This is a genomic window from Arthrobacter sp. Dra40, from assembly GCF_059091905.1.
In genome coordinates this window covers 116,054-135,370 of record NZ_JBNHHB010000003.1, presented here as the reverse complement: position 1 = coordinate 135,370, position 19,317 = coordinate 116,054, and the positions used below count along the sequence as shown (strand labels likewise).

Below are 19,317 nucleotides of genomic sequence, written 5' to 3'. Positions count from 1 at the left end.
GAGCGGTCCGCATGACGGAGACGGCGACCAAGCGGGACACGGAGCAGACCAGCAGGCTCGGCGGCCTCGGCGAAACGATCCGCCGGGTAGCCCCGGACAAGTCCAGCTTGCTGCATCCGGCCTCGCTGGCTTCCCAAGCAGCCTCGCTCGCCGAGCAATACCTGCAGCCGGGCTGGCGGCGGCTCCAGAAGTCCGCCGGGCGCTACCTCAGGCCGGTACTGGAAACGGTCAGTCCGTTGGGCTGGGTGCTGGCCGGCAGCACGCTGCTGTTGCTGGTGCTCGGGGCGGCCTTCGGCTGGCAGGAAGCCAAGATCGCGGCGCTGATGGGCTTGTTCCTGCTGTTGCTGGCCATCGGCTTTGTCCTCGGCCGTTCTTCGTACGGGGTCGAATTGGATCTGGCACGCACCCGGGTTGCCGTCGGCGACCGGGCCGTGGGCAGCGTGGCCGTGACGAACACCGCGGACAAGCCGTTGCTGCCGGCCGCGCTGGAGCTGCCGGTGGGAGCGGCCACGGCGGTGTTCCAGTTGCCGCGGATGAAGGCCGGGCAGGTGCACGAAGACCTGTTCACCATCCCGACCCAGCGCCGCGCCGTCATCGTGGTTGGCCCGGTCCGCTCCGTGCGACAGGATCCGCTGGGTCTTCTGCGCCGCCAGATGATGTGGACGGAACCGACCGATCTGTTCGTTCATCCGCGCACCACGGCATTGGGCAGCTCGGCCTCCGGCTTCATCCGCGACCTGGAGGGACTGCCCACCAAGGAACTGGCCAGCGCCGACGTTTCCTTCCACGCGCTGCGCGATTACGTCCCCGGTGACGACCGCCGCTACATCCACTGGAAGACGACGGCGCGCACCAACTCGCTGATGGTGCGCCAGTTCGAGGAGACCCGCCGCGCGCACCTGGCCGTCGCCGTCTCCACCAACACGGAGGAATACAGCTCCGAGGAGGACTTCGAGCTGGCCGTCTCCGTGGCGGCCTCGATCGGGCTGCAGGCCATCCGCGAGCAGCGCAACCTGAGCATGCTGACCCAGCGGGGCCCGCTGCGCAGCGAAACCGGCCGCATCTTGCTGGATGAGATGACGCGGATCGAAGGCAAGCCGCAGCGTTCCACCGCGGTGGAGTTGGCCCGCGGTACCGCCGAGGCCGTTCCCAACGCGTCCGTCATGTTCCTGGTCGTCGGAGACCGGGTCTCGGCCACCCAGCTGCGCCAGGCGTCGTCCGCGGTGCCGGCCGGCATCCGGGCCTTCGCCATCCGCTGCGGTGGGGGGCTGGAGGCAGCGCGGGCGACCATCGGCGACCTGTCCGTGTTGTCGCTGCCTAGCTTGGACGACCTGGCCATCGTGCTCCGGAAGGCCGCCGCATGAACGGCAGCTCAAAGGCGGCGTGGCTGCCGCGGCCGGGACGCCAGCTGGCCATCGACGCGGCAGTGTTGGTGCTGCTGCTCGGACTGGGGCTGGCCGGCTTCCACCACGTTTTCGGTGGCAACGGCCGTTACCTGATCGCGGGTTTCGGCGGCATCGCCGTCGGGCTGCTGCTGTCCCTGGCCTGCGCGCGCTACCGGTCGGGGCTGTTGTCCACGGCCACCGCCGGGCTGGGTGCCTACCTGCTGTTCGGCAGCGCCTTCGCCGCGCCCACCGAAGCCATTGGTGGTGTGCTGCCGTCGCTGGAGTCCTTGCGCACCGTGCTGACCGGCTTCGTCTTCGCGTGGAAGGACATCCTCACCGTTGCCCCGCCGGTGGGAGTCTCCGGCGGCATGCTGGTGGTGCCGTTCCTCGGCGCGTTGGCCTCGGCTCTGCTGGCGGGCACCCTGGCGTGGCGCGTCCGCAAACCGTACTGGCCGCTGCTGCCGGTGCTGGCGTTTTTCCTGCTCGGCATCGCCTTTGGCACCGACGTTCCGGCGCTGCCGGTGCTGCGCGGCGTGCTGCTGGTCGCGGTATCGGCGGCTTGGCTCGCGTGGCACCGCCACCTGGGCCGCGGCGATGCGTCCGCCGGCGTGGCGGCCAGCCCTGCGCTGGCCGACCCGGCCGCGCACCGGGCGGGGCTGCGGCGGAGGCTGGGCCTGGGCGCCGGCATGCTCGCCGGGGCGGTGGTGTTGACGGCGCTGGCCGGCCCCGCGCTCACGGCGCGGGGCGAGCGCGAGGTGCTGCGCGACGTCGTCGTGCCGCCGGTCAATCTCTATGACTACCCGAGCCCGCTGATGGATTTCCGCGGCTACGTGAAGGACCGGCCCGACGAGACACTGTTCACCGTGGCGGGGCTGCCGGAGGGCCAGCGGGTGCGGTTGGCGGCGCTGGATACCTTCGACGGCACGGTGTACAACGTGAATCCGGCAAGCGGCGGAAACTTCACGCCGGTGGGGGACGCCGGTTCGCTGGGCGAAGTGTCCGGCGACAACACGCGGCTGGACATCCGGATCGAGGATTACAGCGGCGTCTGGCTGCCGGCCGGCGGCCGGATCAACGGTTTGGCGTTCGACGGCGAGCGTGCCGGCGAGCTGGGCGGTTCGTTGTTCTACAACGACGACTCGAAGACGGCGCTGACCACGCGATACCTGCAAGCTGGCGACGGCTACTCGGTCGAGACCACTTTTCCGGGCCGGTGGGAAGACGCCCAGCTGGCCCAGTACGACTTCGCGTCCGTCCGACTGCCGAAACCGGCCCGGGTGCCGGACATCATTGCCGCCAAGGCCAACGAGTTCGTGGGCGAAGCGACGGTGCCGATCGAACAGGTCCGCCAGCTGGAGCGGAACCTGCACGAGAACGGCTTCTTCAGCAACGGCAAGGAAGACGAGGCCCGCAGCCTGTCCGGGCATCACGCCGGGCGCATGATCCAACTGCTGGACGCCGAACAGATGATTGGCGACGACGAGCAGTACGCCGTCGCCATGGCGCTGATGTCCCGGCACCTGGGCATTCCGGCGCGGGTTGTGATGGGTTTCTACCCGGATGAAAAGGAGAGCCGCGCCGCCTCCGGAGCGGTGGAGATCAAGGGCGAGGACGTGCACGCTTGGGTAGAGGTGGCCTTCGAACATGCCGGCTGGGTCGCGTTCGATCCCACCCCGGACGAGGATAACGAGCCGACTCCGCCGCAGCAGGAGCCCAAGTCGACGCCGAAGCCGCAGGTCCTGCAGCCGCCGCCACCGCCGCAGGAACCGGCCGAACTGCCGCCTGACACTGCTCCGGAACCGCAGGACGCCGAGCAGCAGGACAAGTCGTTCTGGGACCAGTGGGGCTGGCTCTTCGCCGCGGTGGGGCTGGCCGCCATTCCGCTGGCGGTGTTGCTGGCTCCGCTGTTGCTGATCGCCTGGCTGAAGCTGCGCCGGCGCAAGCGGCGGGCCTGCGAAGGCCTGCCCAGCCAGCGGGTGGGCGGCGGCTGGCGGGAAGTGATCTCGCTGGCCACCGACATGGGAGCGCGGGCGGCGCCCAATGCCACCCGGCGCGAGCACGCGTCCGCCTTGGCGGAGCAATTCCCGACGACGGCGGCGGGCACCACGCTGCTGGCGCGGCGGGCCGACGCCGCGATCTTTGGGGCCGCCGAGCCCACGGAGGTCCAGGTGCAGCAGTATTGGGATCACGTGGATCAGTCGCTGGCGGAGATGAAGGGCTCGCTGGGCTTCTGGCAGCGGCAGCGGGCCAAATACACGCCGCGCTCGCTGTTGGCCGACGCCAAGCGGCGGCTCGCGCAGCGTGGGCGTGCCCCGGCCGTGGCTAAGATCCGTACAGTAGACTCACAGGCCGGACGGTCGGAACAAGGCGGGAGCAGCACGTGGCAGCAAGACTGAATCTGGTCAGCGCCTCGGCCGGAAAACGGCTCGGGGCGTGGCTGATCGACAAGGTTCCGCCGGCCGTCCTGATGCTGGCCGCCTATGCCGCCAGCGTTCCCGTGGTGCTGCAGGCCGCGGCCTCCGGCAGCGCCTCCGCGGCAGGTTCGGCGGTGGGCGGGCTGTTCCTCTGGCTTGGACTGGCATCGCTGGTGTCGCTGGCCTACACCGTGTGGCTGTGGGGCTGGGAAGCCACCACCGGCAAGACCCCCGGCAACCTTGTGCTGGGCCTGCGCACCGCCAACGAGGACGGCCATGCTGCCGGCTGGGGCGCCATCTTCCTGCGCGGCCTGATCATCGCCGTCGGCGGACTGGTGCTGGCAGTGGGCGCCGTCGTGGTGGTGGTCTCCAACGTGTGGGACCGGAACCACAAGCGCCAGGGCTGGCATGACAAGGTAGCCAAGACCTTGGTGCTGGATGTGGCGCAGGGCCGCGACCCGCTGACCACCGGCGGGCTGTACGGGCTCGCGGCTTTCGCTCCTGAGGGCACCGACGCGGACGCCGGCTTTGCCAGCGCGGCTTCGCAAGGGCTGCATCCGCACGGGGCCTCCCCGGTGGAGGCGGCCCGGCAGCCTCCGGGCGTTATTTCCGCGATCCCGGGATTCAGTGCTGACGTCGACGCCGATGCGGCACCGGCCCCGGTTGCTACGACAGTTGCCCCCGCTGCCCCGGCCATCGCCGTGCCCCCGCCATCATCGGTGCTTGGTGAGGTGGGCACCCGGGAGGCCGCGCCGTCGTACGCCTTGGCCATGGCGGGACCGGCAGCGGCAGGCGCGCCTGCGGGACCGGCTGCGGAAGTTGCCAGCGCGGACGAGCATCCCGATGAAGAGTTCGCCGCTACCCTGGTCCGCGCGTCCGGCACGCAGGCGGGCCCATTCACTCTGACCTTCGACGACGGGCGCGACGTGGTACTTGAAACGACGGCCCTGATCGGGCGCAACCCAGCCGCAGCCGCCGGCGAGAACATCGACCAACTGATCGACTTCGCGGATATGGGACGCTCGGTCTCCAAGACCCACGTGCTGTTGCGCGTGGACGGGGCCACGGTGTGGGTCACCGACCGGAACTCCACCAACGGCACCGCCGTGACCGGTGCTGACGGCATCCGCCGGCAGCTAACCCCGGGGGAACCCGTGGCAGCGGCTCCCGGTGCCACCGTCGAGTTCGGCGACCGCAGCTTCACCATCGGAGCGGCATGAGCACGGCATCGGGCGCCGGGCCCATCCGGCTCAATGTCGGGGCCGGCACCGACCGTGGATTACGGCGGATGCTGAACGAGGACGCGTATCTGGCCGACGGCACCATGTTCGTGGTGGCCGACGGGATGGGCGGACATGAGGCCGGGGAAGTGGCCAGCCGCATTTGCGTGGAGACGATGCGCGACTACGTGGCCAGTCACGAGCTGGGCGCCCACGAGCTCGAACAGCTGATTGCCCGGGCGGATGCGCGGATTAGGGCCGCTGCCGCATCCCGTGCGGGGACCACGGTGTCCGGCGCGGCGCTGGTTACCGAACGCGGTGTGCCCTACTGGCTGGTTTTCAATGTGGGCGATTCCCGCACCTACCGGTTGCACCAGGGCCGGCTTGAACAGATCAGCGTGGACCACTCCGAGGTGCAGGAACTGCTGGAGGCGGGACGGATCACGGCGCAGGAGGCGCTGGTTCATCCGCGCCGGCATGTTGTCACCCGGGCGCTGGGCACCGGCGAAGACAACCAGCCCGATTTTTGGATGGTGCCGGTGGAACCGGGGGACAGGATCATGATCTGTTCCGACGGGCTGACCTCGGAGGTCAGCAATGACCACATCTACACCATTCTCACCTCGCTGTCCCGGCCGCAGGACGCGGTCGATTCGCTGATCCAGGCGGCTTTGCGTTCGGGCGGACGGGACAATATCACCGTGGTGGTGATTGACGCCGACGGCCTCCAGGACGATCTTGAGGATGCCTCGACCGCGCCACGGCAGGAGGATACGACGACGCTGCCCCGGCTGGCGGCTCCGGGAGAGCCGGCCTCGGAGGAGGATGGCCGGTGACGGGCCAGATCTATAGCCCGGGGAGTTGGATCGGCCTGCTCAGCGGCGGCACCGCAGTGCTCCTGGAACCGGGTGCCGCCGATGACTTGGTGCAGCAGCTCTGGCAGGCGCTGGAGTCCGGTGCCACCCTCGAGTCTTTGCTGGGCACCGTCGTATCCCGCTGCGGCGCCAACCTGGCCGCTATGCCTCAGTTCGGCATCGTCTCCACCACCGACGGCATCCATGCGGTGCTCCGCGGAGACGTGGTGGTGACCGCGGATGCGGACGGGCAGGAACTGAGCGGGCGCGGAGTCTCCAGCTGGACCGAAGGACGGCTGGCGTCCGAGAGCGTGAGCATTGCGGCCGGATCCGGCGGGACCGATTCGGCAGTCCGGTCTGGACCGTGGCTGCCGCTGCGCGCCGGCGCCGTGCAGCTGGGAAGCCTTCGGCTGGGTGCGGTACCCGCCGCGGCACCGGGTGCTGATGTACCGGCTGCTTCCGCTGCCCCGGAGCCAGCCTTCGCCGGGCCCGGGTTGTTCGAGAATTGGGACATGACGGGCATCTACGTGCCGGATGATGAGCTCGACGGCGCTGCCGCCGCGGCAGACCCAGCCCCCGCGGGGGAGCAGCCGGCCGGCGGCCAGACGACACCTGACACCGAGGCGGCCGAAGACGACCTGGACCAGACGATCATCCATGCCGCCGCGCAACGGGCCAATCGGCCAACAGCACCACATCAACAGTCGTCGGAATCAGCCCGGGGGAGCACCGCTGTCGCACTAAACGTTCCGGCAGGCCGGACAGGCGGGAAGCCGGCCCAGCCGACGGACCTGATCGACGCCGTTCCCTGGCTGACACGGTCCGCTTCCGCGGGCGCTGCGGCATCGGCGGCCCCGGAGCCGCAGCCAGCGGCTTCGGCAAACCGCGGCCCGAGCCCGGCCGCCCAGCCGGCCGGGCTCGAGGGCGACCACGACGGGCAGACGCTGATGCGCAGCGAACTGCCCGATGTTCCCGCCGCGCCCGCCGCCGCCGCGGCCGCTGCCCCGTCGGCGTCGGCGCCGAGCACCGCGCCAATGGTGCTGGCCCGGATGTGCCGGGACGGCCACGCCAACCCGCCGACCAGTTCCGCCTGCTCCCTCTGCGGAGCTCCGCTGGACGAGGACGCACAGGAGGTGCAACGGCCGGTACTCGGGCGGATGCGGCTTTCCACCGGTGACGTGGTGGAGCTGGACCGACCGGTGATCGTCGGACGGCAGCCTTCGGCCAACCGGGTGCAGGGCAGCGTGATGCCGCGGCTGGTTCCGGTGCACAGCGCCAGCGGGGATATCTCCCGCTCGCACGTGGAAGTTAGGCTGGAAGGCTGGCACGTGATCCTGGCGGACCTGAAGTCCACCAACGGCACGGTGCTGCTGCGCGGCCGGCAAGCTCCGCGGCGGCTGGGCCATGGGGAAGCGGTCATGCTGCTGGACGGCGACATCGCCGATTTGGGGGACGGCATCTCGCTGCGCTTCGAGGACCTTCCGTGAGCGTGAAGCGTCCGCCCGCGCCGCCGCCGAACATTGACGGCTACCGCTATGTCCGGCTGCTTGGCTCGGGCGGTTTCTCCGACGTGTACCTTTACGAACAGGACCGGCCCAAGCGCCGGGTGGCCGTCAAGGTGCTGCTGTCCGGGCTGAGGACCGAGGACGCGCGCCGCCGCTTCGAATCCGAGGCGAACCTGATGGCGCAGCTGTCCACCCATCCGTTCATCGTCACGATCTACGAGGCCAACCTCACCGCCGACGGACATTCCTACCTGGCGATGGAGTACTGCTCCCGGCCCAGCCTGGAGGCGCGCTACCGCCAGGGGCCGCTGGGCGTGGGCGAGGTCCTGACCCTCGGCATCCAGGTGGCCTCCGCCGTGGAAACCGCGCACCGGGCGGGAATTGCGCACCGCGACATCAAACCGGCCAACATCCTGGTCACCGACTACAACCGGCCGGCGCTGACCGACTTCGGCATCTCCTCCAGCACCGACGCCGCGGAGACCGACGCCGGCATGTCCATTCCGTGGTCGCCGCCGGAAGCCTTCAAGGGCGACGCCGGCAACGGCACCCGCAGCGATATCTGGGCCCTGGGCGCCACGGTCTACACGCTGCTGGCCGGACGCTCCCCGTTCCTGCAGCCCGGCGGGAACAACTCGCAGCGTGAACTGATGGACCGCATTGCCCATTCACCGCTGCCGCCGCTGCGCCGTGCCGATGTGCCGGCATCGCTGGAACTGGCCCTGGCCACCGCGATGGCCAAGTCGCCGGGCTCGCGGTTCAAATCGGCCCACGCCTTCGCGCTGTCCCTGCAGCGGGTCCAAGCCGAACTGAACCTGTCGGTCACACCGTTCGAAGTGCTGGAGGACGCGCCCACCGCTGGCGACGGGGATGCCGACGACGGCGAAGCGACCCGGGTCCGCGGGATCGTCTCGATCGACCCAACCGCTGCACCGCCCGCGGCCGGGTCCGTCTTCCCGGAGCGCACCGAGCGGCTGCCAGCAGGACCGGACGGACGGCGCCTGGAACTGGAGCCGGAGGGCTCCACCGTCCTGAGGGACTCGGAGCAAGACCAATGGACGGCCTCCGGCGCCGGCGCTCGCCGCCGTCCCTGGGCATGGGCGGCCGGGGCGCTTGCCGCCGCGGCCGTGGCTGCCGGCGTCATCTTTGTGCTCAACGGGCCGGCACCGGAGGCAGCAGTGCCCGATTCACCGGTCAGCCGGGCGCCGGCCAATGCCTTGGAAGGTCTGTCCGGCAACGTGGTGCCGCCCGAGGACCTGGACGGCCGGGTGCAAGGAAGCAAGGCCGTCTTCAGCTGGACCAACCCGGACCCGCGCGAAGACGACCTGTTCATCTGGACGCCCGTCACCGCGCTGGGCCAGGGCGAGCCCGAACGCACCGGCGAACCTAAGGCGGCGCTGCCGCTGGCGGAAAACGACCGGACCTGCATCGAAGTAGTGGTGGTGCGGGCGAACGGCCGGGCCTCGGATCCGGTTCGCGGCTGCGCCGACGAATAGCCACGTGCCCGCTGGAATAGAGTAGGAAGGCGGGTCGTGAAACGATCAACTCGCGTCGACCCGTTCGGTCAACACAACATATAGGGGGCTACCGGTGGCGGATGTGAGCATTGAGTTCTGCGGGGAGTGGTATGAACCCAAGGACGACGGCGTGTTCACCATCGGGCGCGAAGGCGATCTGGAGATCGACGACAATCCGTACCTGCACCGCAAGTTCCTGCAGATTGCCCACTACGACGACATCTGGTGGCTGGCCAACGTGGGATCCCTGATCTCGGCCACCGTCGCCGATTCCACCGGTGGCATGCAGGCCTGGCTGGCGCCGGGCGCGCGGATTCCGCTGGTCTTCAGCCTGACGAACATCGTCTTCACCGCCGGCCCGACCACCTACGAGTTGTCCGTCCACGTCAAGACGCCGTCCTTCCGCCAGGAACACCGGGACACGGACGCGGTGGGGGAGACCACCATCGGCCCGGTGATCTTCACCGACTCCCAAAAGGCGCTGATCCTGGCCCTGGCCGAACCCATGCTCAAGCGCGACGGCACCGGGCTGAGCTCGATTCCGTCCTCGTCGCAGGCGGCCGCCCGGCTGGGCTGGCCGCTGACCAAGTTCAACCGCAAGCTGGACAACGTCTGCGACAAGCTGGACCGCGTGGGCGTCGCCGGGCTCCGCGGCGGCGGAGGCAAGCTCGCCACCAACCGGCGGGCACGGCTGGTCGAACACGCTGTGACTTCCCATCTGGTCACCGCGGCGGACCTGCCGCTGCTCGACAAACAGTTGGATGCCGAAGACTAACGCACCCTGCCGCCGCCCGGCGGGGCACCGCCGTCGTCGCCTGAACCGGGCTGCTGGGGCAAGATAGTCAGGTGAGCACAGTCGAAACACCCGCCAACGAAATCCCGAGCGACGAGATCCGGGACGAGTACGAGCAGCTGACCGAAACCGTCCGCAAGTACCGCTACGCGTACTACAACGAGGACGCCCCGCTGGTCTCGGACGCCGAATTCGACGCGCTGTACCGGCGGCTGGAAGAAATCGAGGCGCTGCATCCGGAGCTGGTGGCCAACGACTCGCCCACCCAGGAGGTCGGCGGTGAGGTCTCGGCCGCCTTTGCCCCGGTGGAGCACCTGCAGCGGATGTATTCGCTGGAAGACGTCTTCTCACTGGACGAGCTGAAGGCCTGGGTGGACCGTGCCACCGCCTCCGTGGCGAACCTGGGCAACGGCAGGAAACTGCGCTGGCTCAGCGAGGTGAAGATCGACGGACTGGCCGTCAATCTGCTCTACCGCAACGGCGAACTGGTCCGTGCCGCCACCCGCGGCGACGGGACCACCGGCGAAGACATCACCCACAATGTGCTGACCATCGGAGACATTCCGCGCAAGCTCACCGGCAGCAACTTTCCGGCCGAGGTGGAGATCCGCGGCGAAATCTTCATCCCCACCAAGGACTTCCTGGCCCTGAACGAACGGATGGTGGAGGCCGGCAAGGCGCCGTTCGCCAACCCGCGCAACTCCGCGGCGGGCTCGCTGCGCCAGAAAGACCCGAAAGTGACGGCGGAGCGGCCGCTGCACATGTTTGTCCACGGGATCGGTGCCCGCGAAGGACTCGAGGCGGAAAGCCAATCGGACACCTACGCCCTGCTGAGCGGCTGGGGTCTGCCCACCAGTCCCTACTTCAAAGTGGTGGATAGCTTAGACGACGTGCTCGCCTTCATCGAGCATTATGGCGAGCACCGCCACGACCTGCTGCACGAGATCGACGGCATTGTGGTCAAGGTGGACGATTTCGCCCTGCAGCGCGCGCTCGGCCACACCTCGCGCGTGCCGCGCTGGTCCGTGGCCTACAAGTATCCGCCGGAAGAAGTCCACACCAAGCTGCTGGACATCCGCGTGAATGTGGGCCGCACCGGCCGGGTTACGCCCTACGGCGTGATGGAACCGGTGAAGGTGGCCGGCTCCACCGTGGAGATGGCCACCCTGCACAACCAGGACGTGGTCAAGGCCAAGGGCGTGAAGATCGGCGACATCGTGGTGCTGCGCAAGGCCGGCGATGTGATCCCGGAGATCGTCGGCCCGGTGATGGCGCTGCGCGAGGCGCAGGATCCGCCGGTCCGCGACTTCGTGATGCCCACGGACTGCCCCTCCTGCGGCACGCCGCTGGCGCCCGGCAAGGAGGGCGACGTCGATCTGCGCTGCCCGAACGCCCAGTCCTGCCCCGCGCAGCTGACGGAACGGGTGGCCCATCTGGCCGGCCGCGGTGCCTTCGACATCGAGGCACTGGGGTACGAGGCGGCGCTGGCACTGACCCGCCCGGCCGAACCCGAGCAGGCTCCGCTCACCAACGAGGCCGGGATCTTTAGCCTGAAGCCCGAGGACCTGGCGGACGTGCGGATCCGCCGCGAGAAGAAGACCAAGGGCGTGCCGACCGGCGAGACGGAACTGGTGCCCTACTTCTACACCAAGGGCACTGCCAAGAAGCCCTCGGTCCCCACAGCCAACACCAAGAAACTCTTCGAGGAACTCCAGAAGGCCAAGACCCAGCCGCTCTGGCGCGTGCTGGTCGCATTGTCCATCCGGCATGTCGGGCCCACCGCTTCCCGCGCCCTGGCCACCGCCTTCGGGTCGATGGACGCCATCCGGGCCGCCAGCGAGGAACAGTTGGCGCACGTGGACGGCGTGGGCCCCACCATCGCGGCCGCCCTGAAGGAGTGGTTCGCGGTGGACTGGCACGGCGAGATCGTGGATGCCTGGGCCGCTGCCGGAGTGCGGATGGCCGACGAGGTGGACGAGAGCACGCCGCGCACGCTGGAGGGGATGACCGTGGTGGTGACCGGCACATTGCCGAACTTCAGCCGCGACGAGGCCAAGGAAGCAATCATTATCCGCGGCGGCAAGGCGTCCGGATCCGTCTCGAAGAACACCAGCTATGTGGTGGCCGGCGAGAACGCCGGCACCAAACTGGACAAGGCCGAATCCCTCGGCCTGACGGTCCTGGACGAGGACGGATTCCGCCGATTGCTGGAAACCGGCACACCATGACGGGGGAGCGGCCTGCCGAGACCAGCTGGCAGCAGATCCTCTCCACGCTGGCCAGTCACCGGCTGCGCGGACTCTATGCGGCCCTGGTGCTGGGCCAGCAGCCCGAGATGACCGCCAAGGAACGGCAGAAGCTGCTCGCCTCCGGCTTGGTCATGGACGACGGCGGTGCCCTCACCGTTGCCCCGGACGTCTTCAAGGCGGCCCTGGCGGCGGCGCGAACGCCGGAGCCGACGGGACCGGAACGCTTCCTGACCGGCGGGTTGGTGGTGCTGCCGCATCGTGCGGCCGACCGGCTGGAGCTGCTGGGCTACCTCCGCGACCGGGTCATCGCCGAGGGGGAGACGATGACGGAAAAGGACGTGAACGCCAAGCTGGCCGCGTTCACCACGGATGTCCCGATGCTCCGGCGCGCCATGGTGGACTACGGTTTCCTGATCCGCGAGCCGGATGGCAGCGCCTACCGCAGGGCAGTTGCCACCGGTTGACCGGGTAAAGGTCCGACAGGGGGAGCCTGGTCAGCGCCGGCTTGGTCAGCGCCGACGTGAGTCCGGGTCGAGTGCCTGCAAGGCGCCGCCCGTTACGGCCCCGTAGGCCAGATGCGGGACGATGTCGCTGATCCAGTCGGTGCGGGACCAGGTGCGTGGATCGGTGATTCCGAGCGCGGTCATTGGGCCGTTGCTTCCGGCCAGCGCAGCCGCGGCGGCCGTCAATGAGGTGATCACTACCCCGGGCCGGAATCCGGCAGCGCGGGCCAGTCCCAGGGCGGCGCCGGCACCGATTCCCACCACGAGCCCCGTCAACGGGCCTAGCCCGGCGATGCGGTTCGTACGCTCTTCTTCGGTTCCGGGAATCGTTACGCCGGTGACGGCGGCCAGCTTTTCCACGGTGTCCTCGGGCGTGCTGCTGGCGGCGCGGGCCCGCCAGACCATGTCCAGATAGCTGAGCGTGTTGAGGGCGGTGGTGCCTGCGGCGCCGGCCACCGCCCCGGCGGCCAGGGCGCGGACCACGCTCACGGTTGTGGTCACGGTGGGGTCCGTGCTCATGAAAGTCTCCGTTCGTTTCACCCAGCGGCCTGTAGGGATGAGGCCCGGTGCTCGTATCATGCTCCGCGATCCCCGGCCGATCAAGGGCAGGGCGGGCAGACAGGTTCGATTCTGGCCGCCCCCGCGGACGGCCAACCTCCAGGGACTCGCTGCTATAAGCCAAACCGAAACGTAGACGTGACTCGCGTCACGGGCCATGGGAGCATGGACGTGTGGAGCGGCCATGAACGAGTTCTTCGCCGATGGTTTTCCCTGGTGGTTCATCTGGGTTGGCTTCGCCGTGGTCTCCGGCATGGGACAACACGCCAAGCGCACCAGGCGCCAGCAGGCCGGGAACCGGGCCGGTGGCCAGCGCCGCGAATCCGCATGGTCGGAGGCGGCCCGGCGCGAGGCGGACCGGCGTTACGCTGCCGCTGCCGCCCACCAGCAGCGGCTTCGCGACACCGAGAAACTGATGGCGGACCATCACGCGGTCAACGTCCGCTGGCTGGACTATGAGCTGGACGTAGCGAAACTGATCGACTACCCGATGATGTCCGACGTGCGTGAACCGCTCACCGTGGCGTTCCTGCGCGCCAAACGGACGGCAGACGGGCTGCTGCCGGTCACTGCGGCGGAAATCGCCACCGACGAGCGGCTGCGCGAATACCGCGAGGCCGTGCGCGCCTTTGAGGTCGCCTTCGACATTGCCGAGCGCGAAGCCCACCGGATCCGCGACCAACACTTCAGCGGGCCGGAACGGCTGCGGCTGAACACCGCCCGCCGGCTGCTGACCATCGCCGTGGACCGGGCTGCCACGCCGGCCGAGCGGCAACTGGCCTACAGCCGGGCGCGCAAGGAGCTGGACGGGCTCTTGGCCCTGCCGGCCGAGGCGCTCGCAGCCCTGCAGCGGCAGGTCAATCCGGAATTGCTGCCGCTGGCTGACCCGCCGGCCGGGCCGGAGCGCGGCGACCAGCCCGAGCGACGGCCCGGCCAGATCTCCGACCCCCAGCCCGGCTGAACCGGAACCGGCCAGCCCGGCTGAACGCCCGGACTGATGACCGCATTGGCGCGCACCGCCCGCGGTACGCGAAACTGTTAAGGCACGCACCGCCGTCGTGCTTTCCCACTTTCCCGCGAGGACCCGCCCCAGCACATGCACATCACCATCCGCCCTGCCACCGCAGCTGATTACGACGACGTGGCGCGCCTGACGCGCGAGGCCTACCTGGCTGCCGGCCATTTTCCGGAAGCCGATCATCCGTACCTGGTGCACGTCTCCGACGTGGCGCACCGGGCCGCACGCGCCGAGATCTGGGTGGCCGAGCGCGCCGGACAAGTCGCCGGCGCGGTGACGCTGGCCCAGGCCGGCGGGGAGTACGCGGACATCGCCCGGGAGGGCGAACTGGAATTCCGGATGCTGGCCGTCGACCCGGGGCTGCAGCGCTCCGGCGTGGGGAGGGCGCTGGTGGAGGCGATCGTCGCCCACGCCCGCACCTTGGACGGGATAGATGCGGTGAGCCTGACCACCGGCAGCGACTGGACCGCGGCGCACCGGCTGTACGAATCGCTGGGATTCGACCGCGTGCCGGAGCGGGATTGGCCGGTGCCCGGCACGGATATCCGGCTGCTGGTCTTCGTCAAGAGCCTGTAGCCCGCCGCAACGCAGCCGCAGCGGGGAGCGATGCGGGCTCAGGGCCGGTGCAGCGTGAAGGAGTCGACGAAATTCCCGCCGTCGGCACGGACGAACTTGGCGCTCAGCGAGTCATCGGTCACACGGATCTGCAGAAACCCATGTGTGGGCTGCAAGTTCTTCCCGGAGGAGGCAGCGAAGTACGGCGCCTCGGCATCCGAGGCGTTGACATCGCGCAGCGGCCGCCCGCCGGTGCCGACGGTCGCGAAGACCGTGCCGGCGCCGGACTCGAAGTCGCCGTCGCTGTCGGAAATGCAGGCTCGGTCGCTGTGGGCGGGCAGCAGTGACGGACAACCAGGGCCAAGGGCCAGTTGGTGCGTGCGCTGGTAGAGGTGTTCGTGGCCGTGAAGCACCAGGTCCACCTTCCGGTCCACCAGCAGATTCGTCACGGCTGGGCCCGGGTCGCATGCGTAACGGCCCATCGTGTGGCAGGGCAGGTGCGAGGCCACCACGACCCACGGAATGTCCGCGTCATGGGCGGAGTCGATGGCGGCGGCGGTCCAGTCGTAATGCTCGTTTCCGGGCACGTAATCCCATCGGCCGGAATTGGCAAAATCCAAACCCGGGGAAATCATGATCAGCCGCAGCACCGGATCCCGCTGCGGGATATCGACGAACCATTGGCGGCCGTAGACGCCGTTGATGCCGGGCAAACGCGGAGGCAGGCAGCCCGCGAAGGCATCGATGGATCCGTTCCGGCCGTCGCTTTCGTGGTTTCCGGAGATCAACTGCAAGGGAGTATCCCGCCCCAAGTGGTCGGTGACGAAGCTGCACCACGCCGATTCTTGACCGGGGCTTCCATACGACAGGTCTCCGAGCGCAAGGCCGAACTGTGCCTTGCTACCCGCCATCGCTTCCAGGACATCCGCGGCGGCCTCCCCGTCGCCGAAGTCCCCCGCCGCCGCAAATTCCACCGTCCTGGTGGAGGGGCCTGCATGGTTGGCCCGATCCGGGGCAGTGGTCGGCTGGCCCGCCGCACCGCTGACGGAGGGAGGTGCCGGAGATGCCGGAGCGGGAGAGCTTGGCGGAAGGGTGCTGCAGGACGAGAGCAGAAGGGCGGCGAGGGCTGCCGCTGCCAGTCGAGCCGGACGCATGGGGCCTCCTCGACGCGGTGGGGCGTCAGTCTAAGCACTGCGCAGGCGGCAGTCAACGGCATCACATGTTCTCGCGTCGGACCGTCCCCGTCCTTATGGCGACTCCCGACCTTTCTGCGCCGGTAGACTGAACAGGAAAAGCAATCCATCCGCGTAGGAGACTCATGTCTGAGATCAATCGTGCGGCGGTGGCGCATCTGGCGCGCCTGGCCCACATTGAGATGACCGCCGAAGAACTGGACAAGATGGCCGGAGAACTCGACGTAATTGTCGATTCGATCAAGTCCGTCCAGGAAGTTGCCCGGCCCGAGGTGCCGGCGACCTCACATCCGATCCCGCTGACCAATGTGTTCCGCGAGGACGTTGTGGGCGAGACCCTGAGCCAGGAACTGGCACTGGCGAACGCACCGGACGCGGCCGACGGCCGGTTCAAGGTTCCGGCGATCCTGGACGAGGAGTAGGACGCACCCATGAGTGAACTGATTACCCACAGCGCCGCGAAGCTGGCGGAACTGCTGGCCGCATCCGAGGTGTCTTCGACCGAGGTCACCCAGGCACACCTTGACCGTATTGCCGCGGTCGACGGCGACGTCAACGCCTTCCTGCACGTGAACACCGATGAGGCGCTCGCCGTCGCAGCGGACGTGGACAAGGCCCGCGCCGCCGGCGAAGAACTGCACGCCCTGGCCGGTGTCCCGATTGCGATCAAGGACCTGATCGTTACCGTGGGCCAGCCCACCACCGCAGGCTCGAAGATGCTCGAGGGCTGGATGAGCCCGTACGACGCCACCGTGATCAAGAAGATCCGGGCGGCGCGGATGCCGATGCTGGGCAAAACCAACCTGGACGAATTCGCCATGGGCTCCTCCACCGAGCACTCGGCCTTCGGCCCCACCCGCAACCCCTGGGACCTGGAGCGCATCCCCGGCGGCTCCGGCGGCGGTTCCGCGGCGGCGGTATCGGCCTTCGAGGCCCCGCTGGCGCTGGGCACGGACACCGGCGGTTCGATCCGGCAGCCGGCCGCGGTGACCGGTTCGGTGGGCGTGAAGCCGACCTACGGCGGAGTCTCCCGCTACGGCGCCATCGCGATGGCGTCGTCACTAGACCAGATCGGGCCGGTCACCCGGACCGTGCTGGACGCCGCACTGCTGCACGAGGTCATCGGCGGGCACGACCCGGCCGACTCCACCTCGCTGAACGATCCGGTGGGTGCCCTGGTCGAGGCCGCCCGGAGCGGCGACGTGCGCGGCATGCGGATCGGCGTGATCAAGGAACTGCAGGGCGAAGGCTACTCCGCCGGTGTGCAGGCCCGCTTCGACGAGGCACTCGAGTTGCTGCGCGGCGCCGGCGCCGACGTGGTGGAGGTGTCCTGCCCGAACTTCAAGTACGCGCTGGGCGCCTACTATCTGGTCATGCCCTCGGAGGCCTCCTCCAACCTGGCCAAGTACGACGGCGTCCGCTACGGGCACCGGGTGCTGCCGGAAGACGGCTCGCTGACCATCGAACGCGTCATGGGTGCCACCCGAGCGGCCGGCTTCGGCGACGAGGTCAAGCGCCGCATCATTCTGGGCACCTACGCCCTGTCCGCGGGCTACTACGACGCGTACTACGGTTCGGCGCAGAAGGTCCGCACCCTGGTGCAGCGCGACTTCGCCGCCGCCTTCGAGGCCGCGGACGTGCTGATCTCGCCGACCGCTCCGACCACCGCCTTCAAGCTGGGCGAAAAGCTGGACGATCCGATGGCCATGTACCTCAACGACGTGGCCACCATTCCGGCGAACCTGGCCGGTGTCCCGGGCATCTCGGTGCCCGGCGGCCTGGCCGACGGGCTGCCGGTGGGCATCCAATTCCTGGCCCCGGCCCGTGAAGATGCCCGCCTGTACCGTGCCGGCGCCGGCCTCGAAAACCTGTTGGAAGCCACGTGGGGCGGCCCGCTGCTGGCCCAGGCTCCCGCTCTCGGAGGTGTGAAGTAAATGGCTGAAACTCTAGAACTGGTCGCCTTCGACGAGGCGATGGCGAAGTACGATCCGGTCCTCGGCTTCGAGGTCCACGTTGAGCTGAACACGAAGACGAAAATGTTCTCGGCGGCACCGAACGCGTTCGGCGATGTGCCGAACACGAACGTGTCTCCGGTGGACCTTGGCCTGCCCGGCGTGCTGCCGGTGGTCAACAAGTCGGCCGTGGAGTACTCGATCATGATCGGGCTTGCCCTGAACTGCAAGATCGCCGAGTCGTGCTTCTTCGCCCGGAAGAACTACTTCTACCCGGATACCCCGAAGAACTTCCAGACGTCCCAGTACGAGGACCCGATCTGCTACGACGGTTACCTGGACATCGAGCTGGAAGACGGCGAAGTGTTCCGCGTGGAGATCGAACGCGCCCACATGGAAGAGGACGCCGGCAAGCTCACCCACATGGGCGGCGCCACCGGACGCATCCAGGGCGCCGAGTACTCGCTGGTGGACTACAACCGCGCCGGCGTGCCGCTGGTGGAGATCGTCACCAAGCCGATCGTGGGAGCCGGCTCCCGTGCTCCCGAACTGGCCCGCGCCTACGTGGCCGCCGTCCGCGAGATCGTCAAGAACCTGGGCGTCTCGGATGCCCGGATGGAACGCGGCAACGTCCGCTGCGACGCCAACGTCTCTCTGATGCCGAAGGGCGCCACCCAGTTTGGCACCCGGTCCGAGACCAAGAATGTGAACTCACTGCGTGCGGTGGAACGTGCGGTCTACTTCGAGATCCAGCGCCACGCCGCGGTGCTGGAATCCGGGCAGAAGGTTGTCCAGGAGACCCGCCACTGGCACGAGGACACTCGGTCCACGACCTCCGGCCGGCCGAAGTCGGACGCCGACGACTACCGTTATTTCCCGGAGCCGGACCTGGTGCCCGTCGTCACCACCGAAGCGTGGATCGAGGAACTGCGTGCCCGGCTGCCGGAGCCCCCGGCCGAGCGGCGCAAGCGGCTGAAGGCCGACTGGGGCTACTCGGATGCCGAATTCCGCGACGTCGTTAACGCCGGCGTGATGGATTCGATCGAGGAGACCATCGCCGCCGGCGCCTCCGCGTCAGTGGCGCGCAAGTGGTGGATGGGCGAGATTTCCCGCCGGGCCAAGGAAGCCGAGGTCGAACCGTCGGAGTTGGGCGTGAGCCCGCAGACGGTAGTCGAACTGGACCGCCTGGTGCAGGCCGGAAAGATCAACGACAAGCTGGCCCGCCAGGTGCTGGACGGCGTGATCGCCGGTGAAGGCAATCCGGAAGAGGTTGTTCAGAAGCGCGGCCTGGCCGTGGTTTCCGACGATTCCGCGCTGCTGGAAGCGATTGACGCCGCGCTGGCCGCCCAGCCCGAGGTGGCGGAGAAGATCCGCGGCGGCAAGGTCCAGGCTGCCGGAGCCATTGTCGGCGGAGTCATGAAGTCGACCCGCGGGCAAGCCGACGCCGGCCGCGTCCGTGAACTCATTTTCGAACGACTCGGCGTTCAGGCTTAGTCGGGGGGAGAACAGTGCACGGTATGGCTCGCCCGGCCCGCGCCGATATCGGCCCGGTTCCCCGGCGCGTCATCCTGACACATCGGGGCACGCCGGCCGGCACCGAT

General features: G+C 68.8%; 16 protein-coding genes. 14 read left to right on the top strand and 2 right to left on the bottom strand.

Features of this window, described 5'->3' with window-relative positions; genetic code table 11:
• Positions 1 to 11: 11 nt before the first annotated feature.
• The 9 genes from AC5RWT_RS03030 to AC5RWT_RS02990 all read left to right on the top strand — a co-directional run bounded on the left by AC5RWT_RS03030 (position 12) and on the right by AC5RWT_RS02990 (position 12,401).
• Entirely contained in the window at positions 12 to 1,364 is a 1,353-nt protein-coding gene (locus AC5RWT_RS03030) for a DUF58 domain-containing protein (RefSeq protein ID WP_494079079.1), read from the top strand.
• Positions 1,361 to 3,781, top strand: coding sequence for a transglutaminase TgpA family protein (locus AC5RWT_RS03025; protein WP_494079078.1), 2,421 nt, complete (start codon positions 1,361 to 1,363; stop codon positions 3,779 to 3,781). The genes AC5RWT_RS03030 and AC5RWT_RS03025 overlap by 4 nt, the downstream gene beginning before the upstream one ends.
• A complete protein-coding gene (locus tag AC5RWT_RS03020) occupies positions 3,766 to 5,019 on the top strand; it encodes an RDD family protein (protein ID WP_494079077.1) in 1,254 nt (417 codons plus the stop codon). The genes AC5RWT_RS03025 and AC5RWT_RS03020 overlap by 16 nt, the downstream gene beginning before the upstream one ends.
• Complete coding sequence (locus tag AC5RWT_RS03015; RefSeq protein WP_494079076.1) at positions 5,016 to 5,855, top strand: PP2C family protein-serine/threonine phosphatase; 840 nt, start codon at positions 5,016 to 5,018, stop codon at positions 5,853 to 5,855. The genes AC5RWT_RS03020 and AC5RWT_RS03015 overlap by 4 nt, the downstream gene beginning before the upstream one ends.
• Complete coding sequence (locus AC5RWT_RS03010) at positions 5,852 to 7,360, top strand: FHA domain-containing protein (RefSeq protein ID WP_494079075.1); 1,509 nt, start codon at positions 5,852 to 5,854, stop codon at positions 7,358 to 7,360. The genes AC5RWT_RS03015 and AC5RWT_RS03010 overlap by 4 nt, the downstream gene beginning before the upstream one ends.
• The gene (locus AC5RWT_RS03005) at positions 7,357 to 8,874 is read left to right on the top strand and encodes a serine/threonine-protein kinase (protein WP_494079074.1); all 1,518 of its coding nucleotides are present in this window, start codon (positions 7,357 to 7,359) and stop codon (positions 8,872 to 8,874) included. The genes AC5RWT_RS03010 and AC5RWT_RS03005 overlap by 4 nt, the downstream gene beginning before the upstream one ends.
• A gap of 94 nt (positions 8,875 to 8,968) precedes the next feature.
• Positions 8,969 to 9,670, top strand: coding sequence for an FHA domain-containing protein (locus tag AC5RWT_RS03000; protein WP_494044707.1), 702 nt, complete (start codon positions 8,969 to 8,971; stop codon positions 9,668 to 9,670).
• Between the two features lie 71 nt (positions 9,671 to 9,741).
• Positions 9,742 to 11,916, top strand: coding sequence for an NAD-dependent DNA ligase LigA (ligA, locus tag AC5RWT_RS02995; protein WP_494079073.1), 2,175 nt, complete (start codon positions 9,742 to 9,744; stop codon positions 11,914 to 11,916).
• Positions 11,913 to 12,401: a DUF2087 domain-containing protein gene (locus AC5RWT_RS02990; RefSeq protein WP_494079072.1), complete on the top strand. Its 489-nt coding sequence runs from the start codon at positions 11,913 to 11,915 to the stop codon at positions 12,399 to 12,401. The genes ligA and AC5RWT_RS02990 overlap by 4 nt, the downstream gene beginning before the upstream one ends.
• A 45-nt stretch (positions 12,402 to 12,446) precedes the next feature.
• On the opposite strand, the gene AC5RWT_RS02985 is transcribed toward AC5RWT_RS02990, so the two are convergent.
• Entirely contained in the window at positions 12,447 to 12,959 is a 513-nt protein-coding gene (locus AC5RWT_RS02985) for a hypothetical protein (protein WP_494079071.1), read from the bottom strand.
• Between the two features lie 223 nt (positions 12,960 to 13,182).
• Between AC5RWT_RS02985 and AC5RWT_RS02980 the strand changes: the two genes are divergently transcribed.
• Both AC5RWT_RS02980 and AC5RWT_RS02975 read left to right on the top strand, forming a co-directional pair.
• Positions 13,183 to 13,959 carry a hypothetical protein gene (locus tag AC5RWT_RS02980; RefSeq protein ID WP_494079070.1) on the top strand — a complete coding sequence of 259 codons (777 nt, stop codon included), beginning with the start codon at positions 13,183 to 13,185 and terminating at the stop codon, positions 13,957 to 13,959.
• A gap of 135 nt (positions 13,960 to 14,094) precedes the next feature.
• A complete protein-coding gene (locus tag AC5RWT_RS02975) occupies positions 14,095 to 14,592 on the top strand; it encodes a GNAT family N-acetyltransferase (RefSeq protein WP_494079069.1) in 498 nt (165 codons plus the stop codon).
• Positions 14,593 to 14,630: 38 nt separating this feature from the next.
• Here the strand turns inward: AC5RWT_RS02975 and AC5RWT_RS02970 are convergent, their stop codons facing one another.
• Positions 14,631 to 15,725, bottom strand: a complete 1,095-nt coding sequence (locus AC5RWT_RS02970) for a metallophosphoesterase (RefSeq protein WP_494079068.1) — start codon at positions 15,723 to 15,725, stop codon at positions 14,631 to 14,633.
• Between the two features lie 164 nt (positions 15,726 to 15,889).
• Here AC5RWT_RS02970 and gatC point away from each other — a divergent pair, with 164 nt between their 5' ends.
• From gatC to gatB, 3 genes are read left to right on the top strand one after another with little or no spacing between them, the layout of a single operon-like run.
• Entirely contained in the window at positions 15,890 to 16,186 is a 297-nt protein-coding gene (gene gatC, locus AC5RWT_RS02965) for an Asp-tRNA(Asn)/Glu-tRNA(Gln) amidotransferase subunit GatC (RefSeq protein WP_127511844.1), read from the top strand.
• Between the two features lie 9 nt (positions 16,187 to 16,195).
• Positions 16,196 to 17,698 carry an Asp-tRNA(Asn)/Glu-tRNA(Gln) amidotransferase subunit GatA gene (gatA, locus tag AC5RWT_RS02960; RefSeq protein WP_494079067.1) on the top strand — a complete coding sequence of 501 codons (1,503 nt, stop codon included), beginning with the start codon at positions 16,196 to 16,198 and terminating at the stop codon, positions 17,696 to 17,698.
• Positions 17,699 to 19,210, top strand: a complete 1,512-nt coding sequence (gatB, locus tag AC5RWT_RS02955) for an Asp-tRNA(Asn)/Glu-tRNA(Gln) amidotransferase subunit GatB (protein ID WP_494079066.1) — start codon at positions 17,699 to 17,701, stop codon at positions 19,208 to 19,210.
• Positions 19,211 to 19,317: the final 107 nt, after the last annotated feature.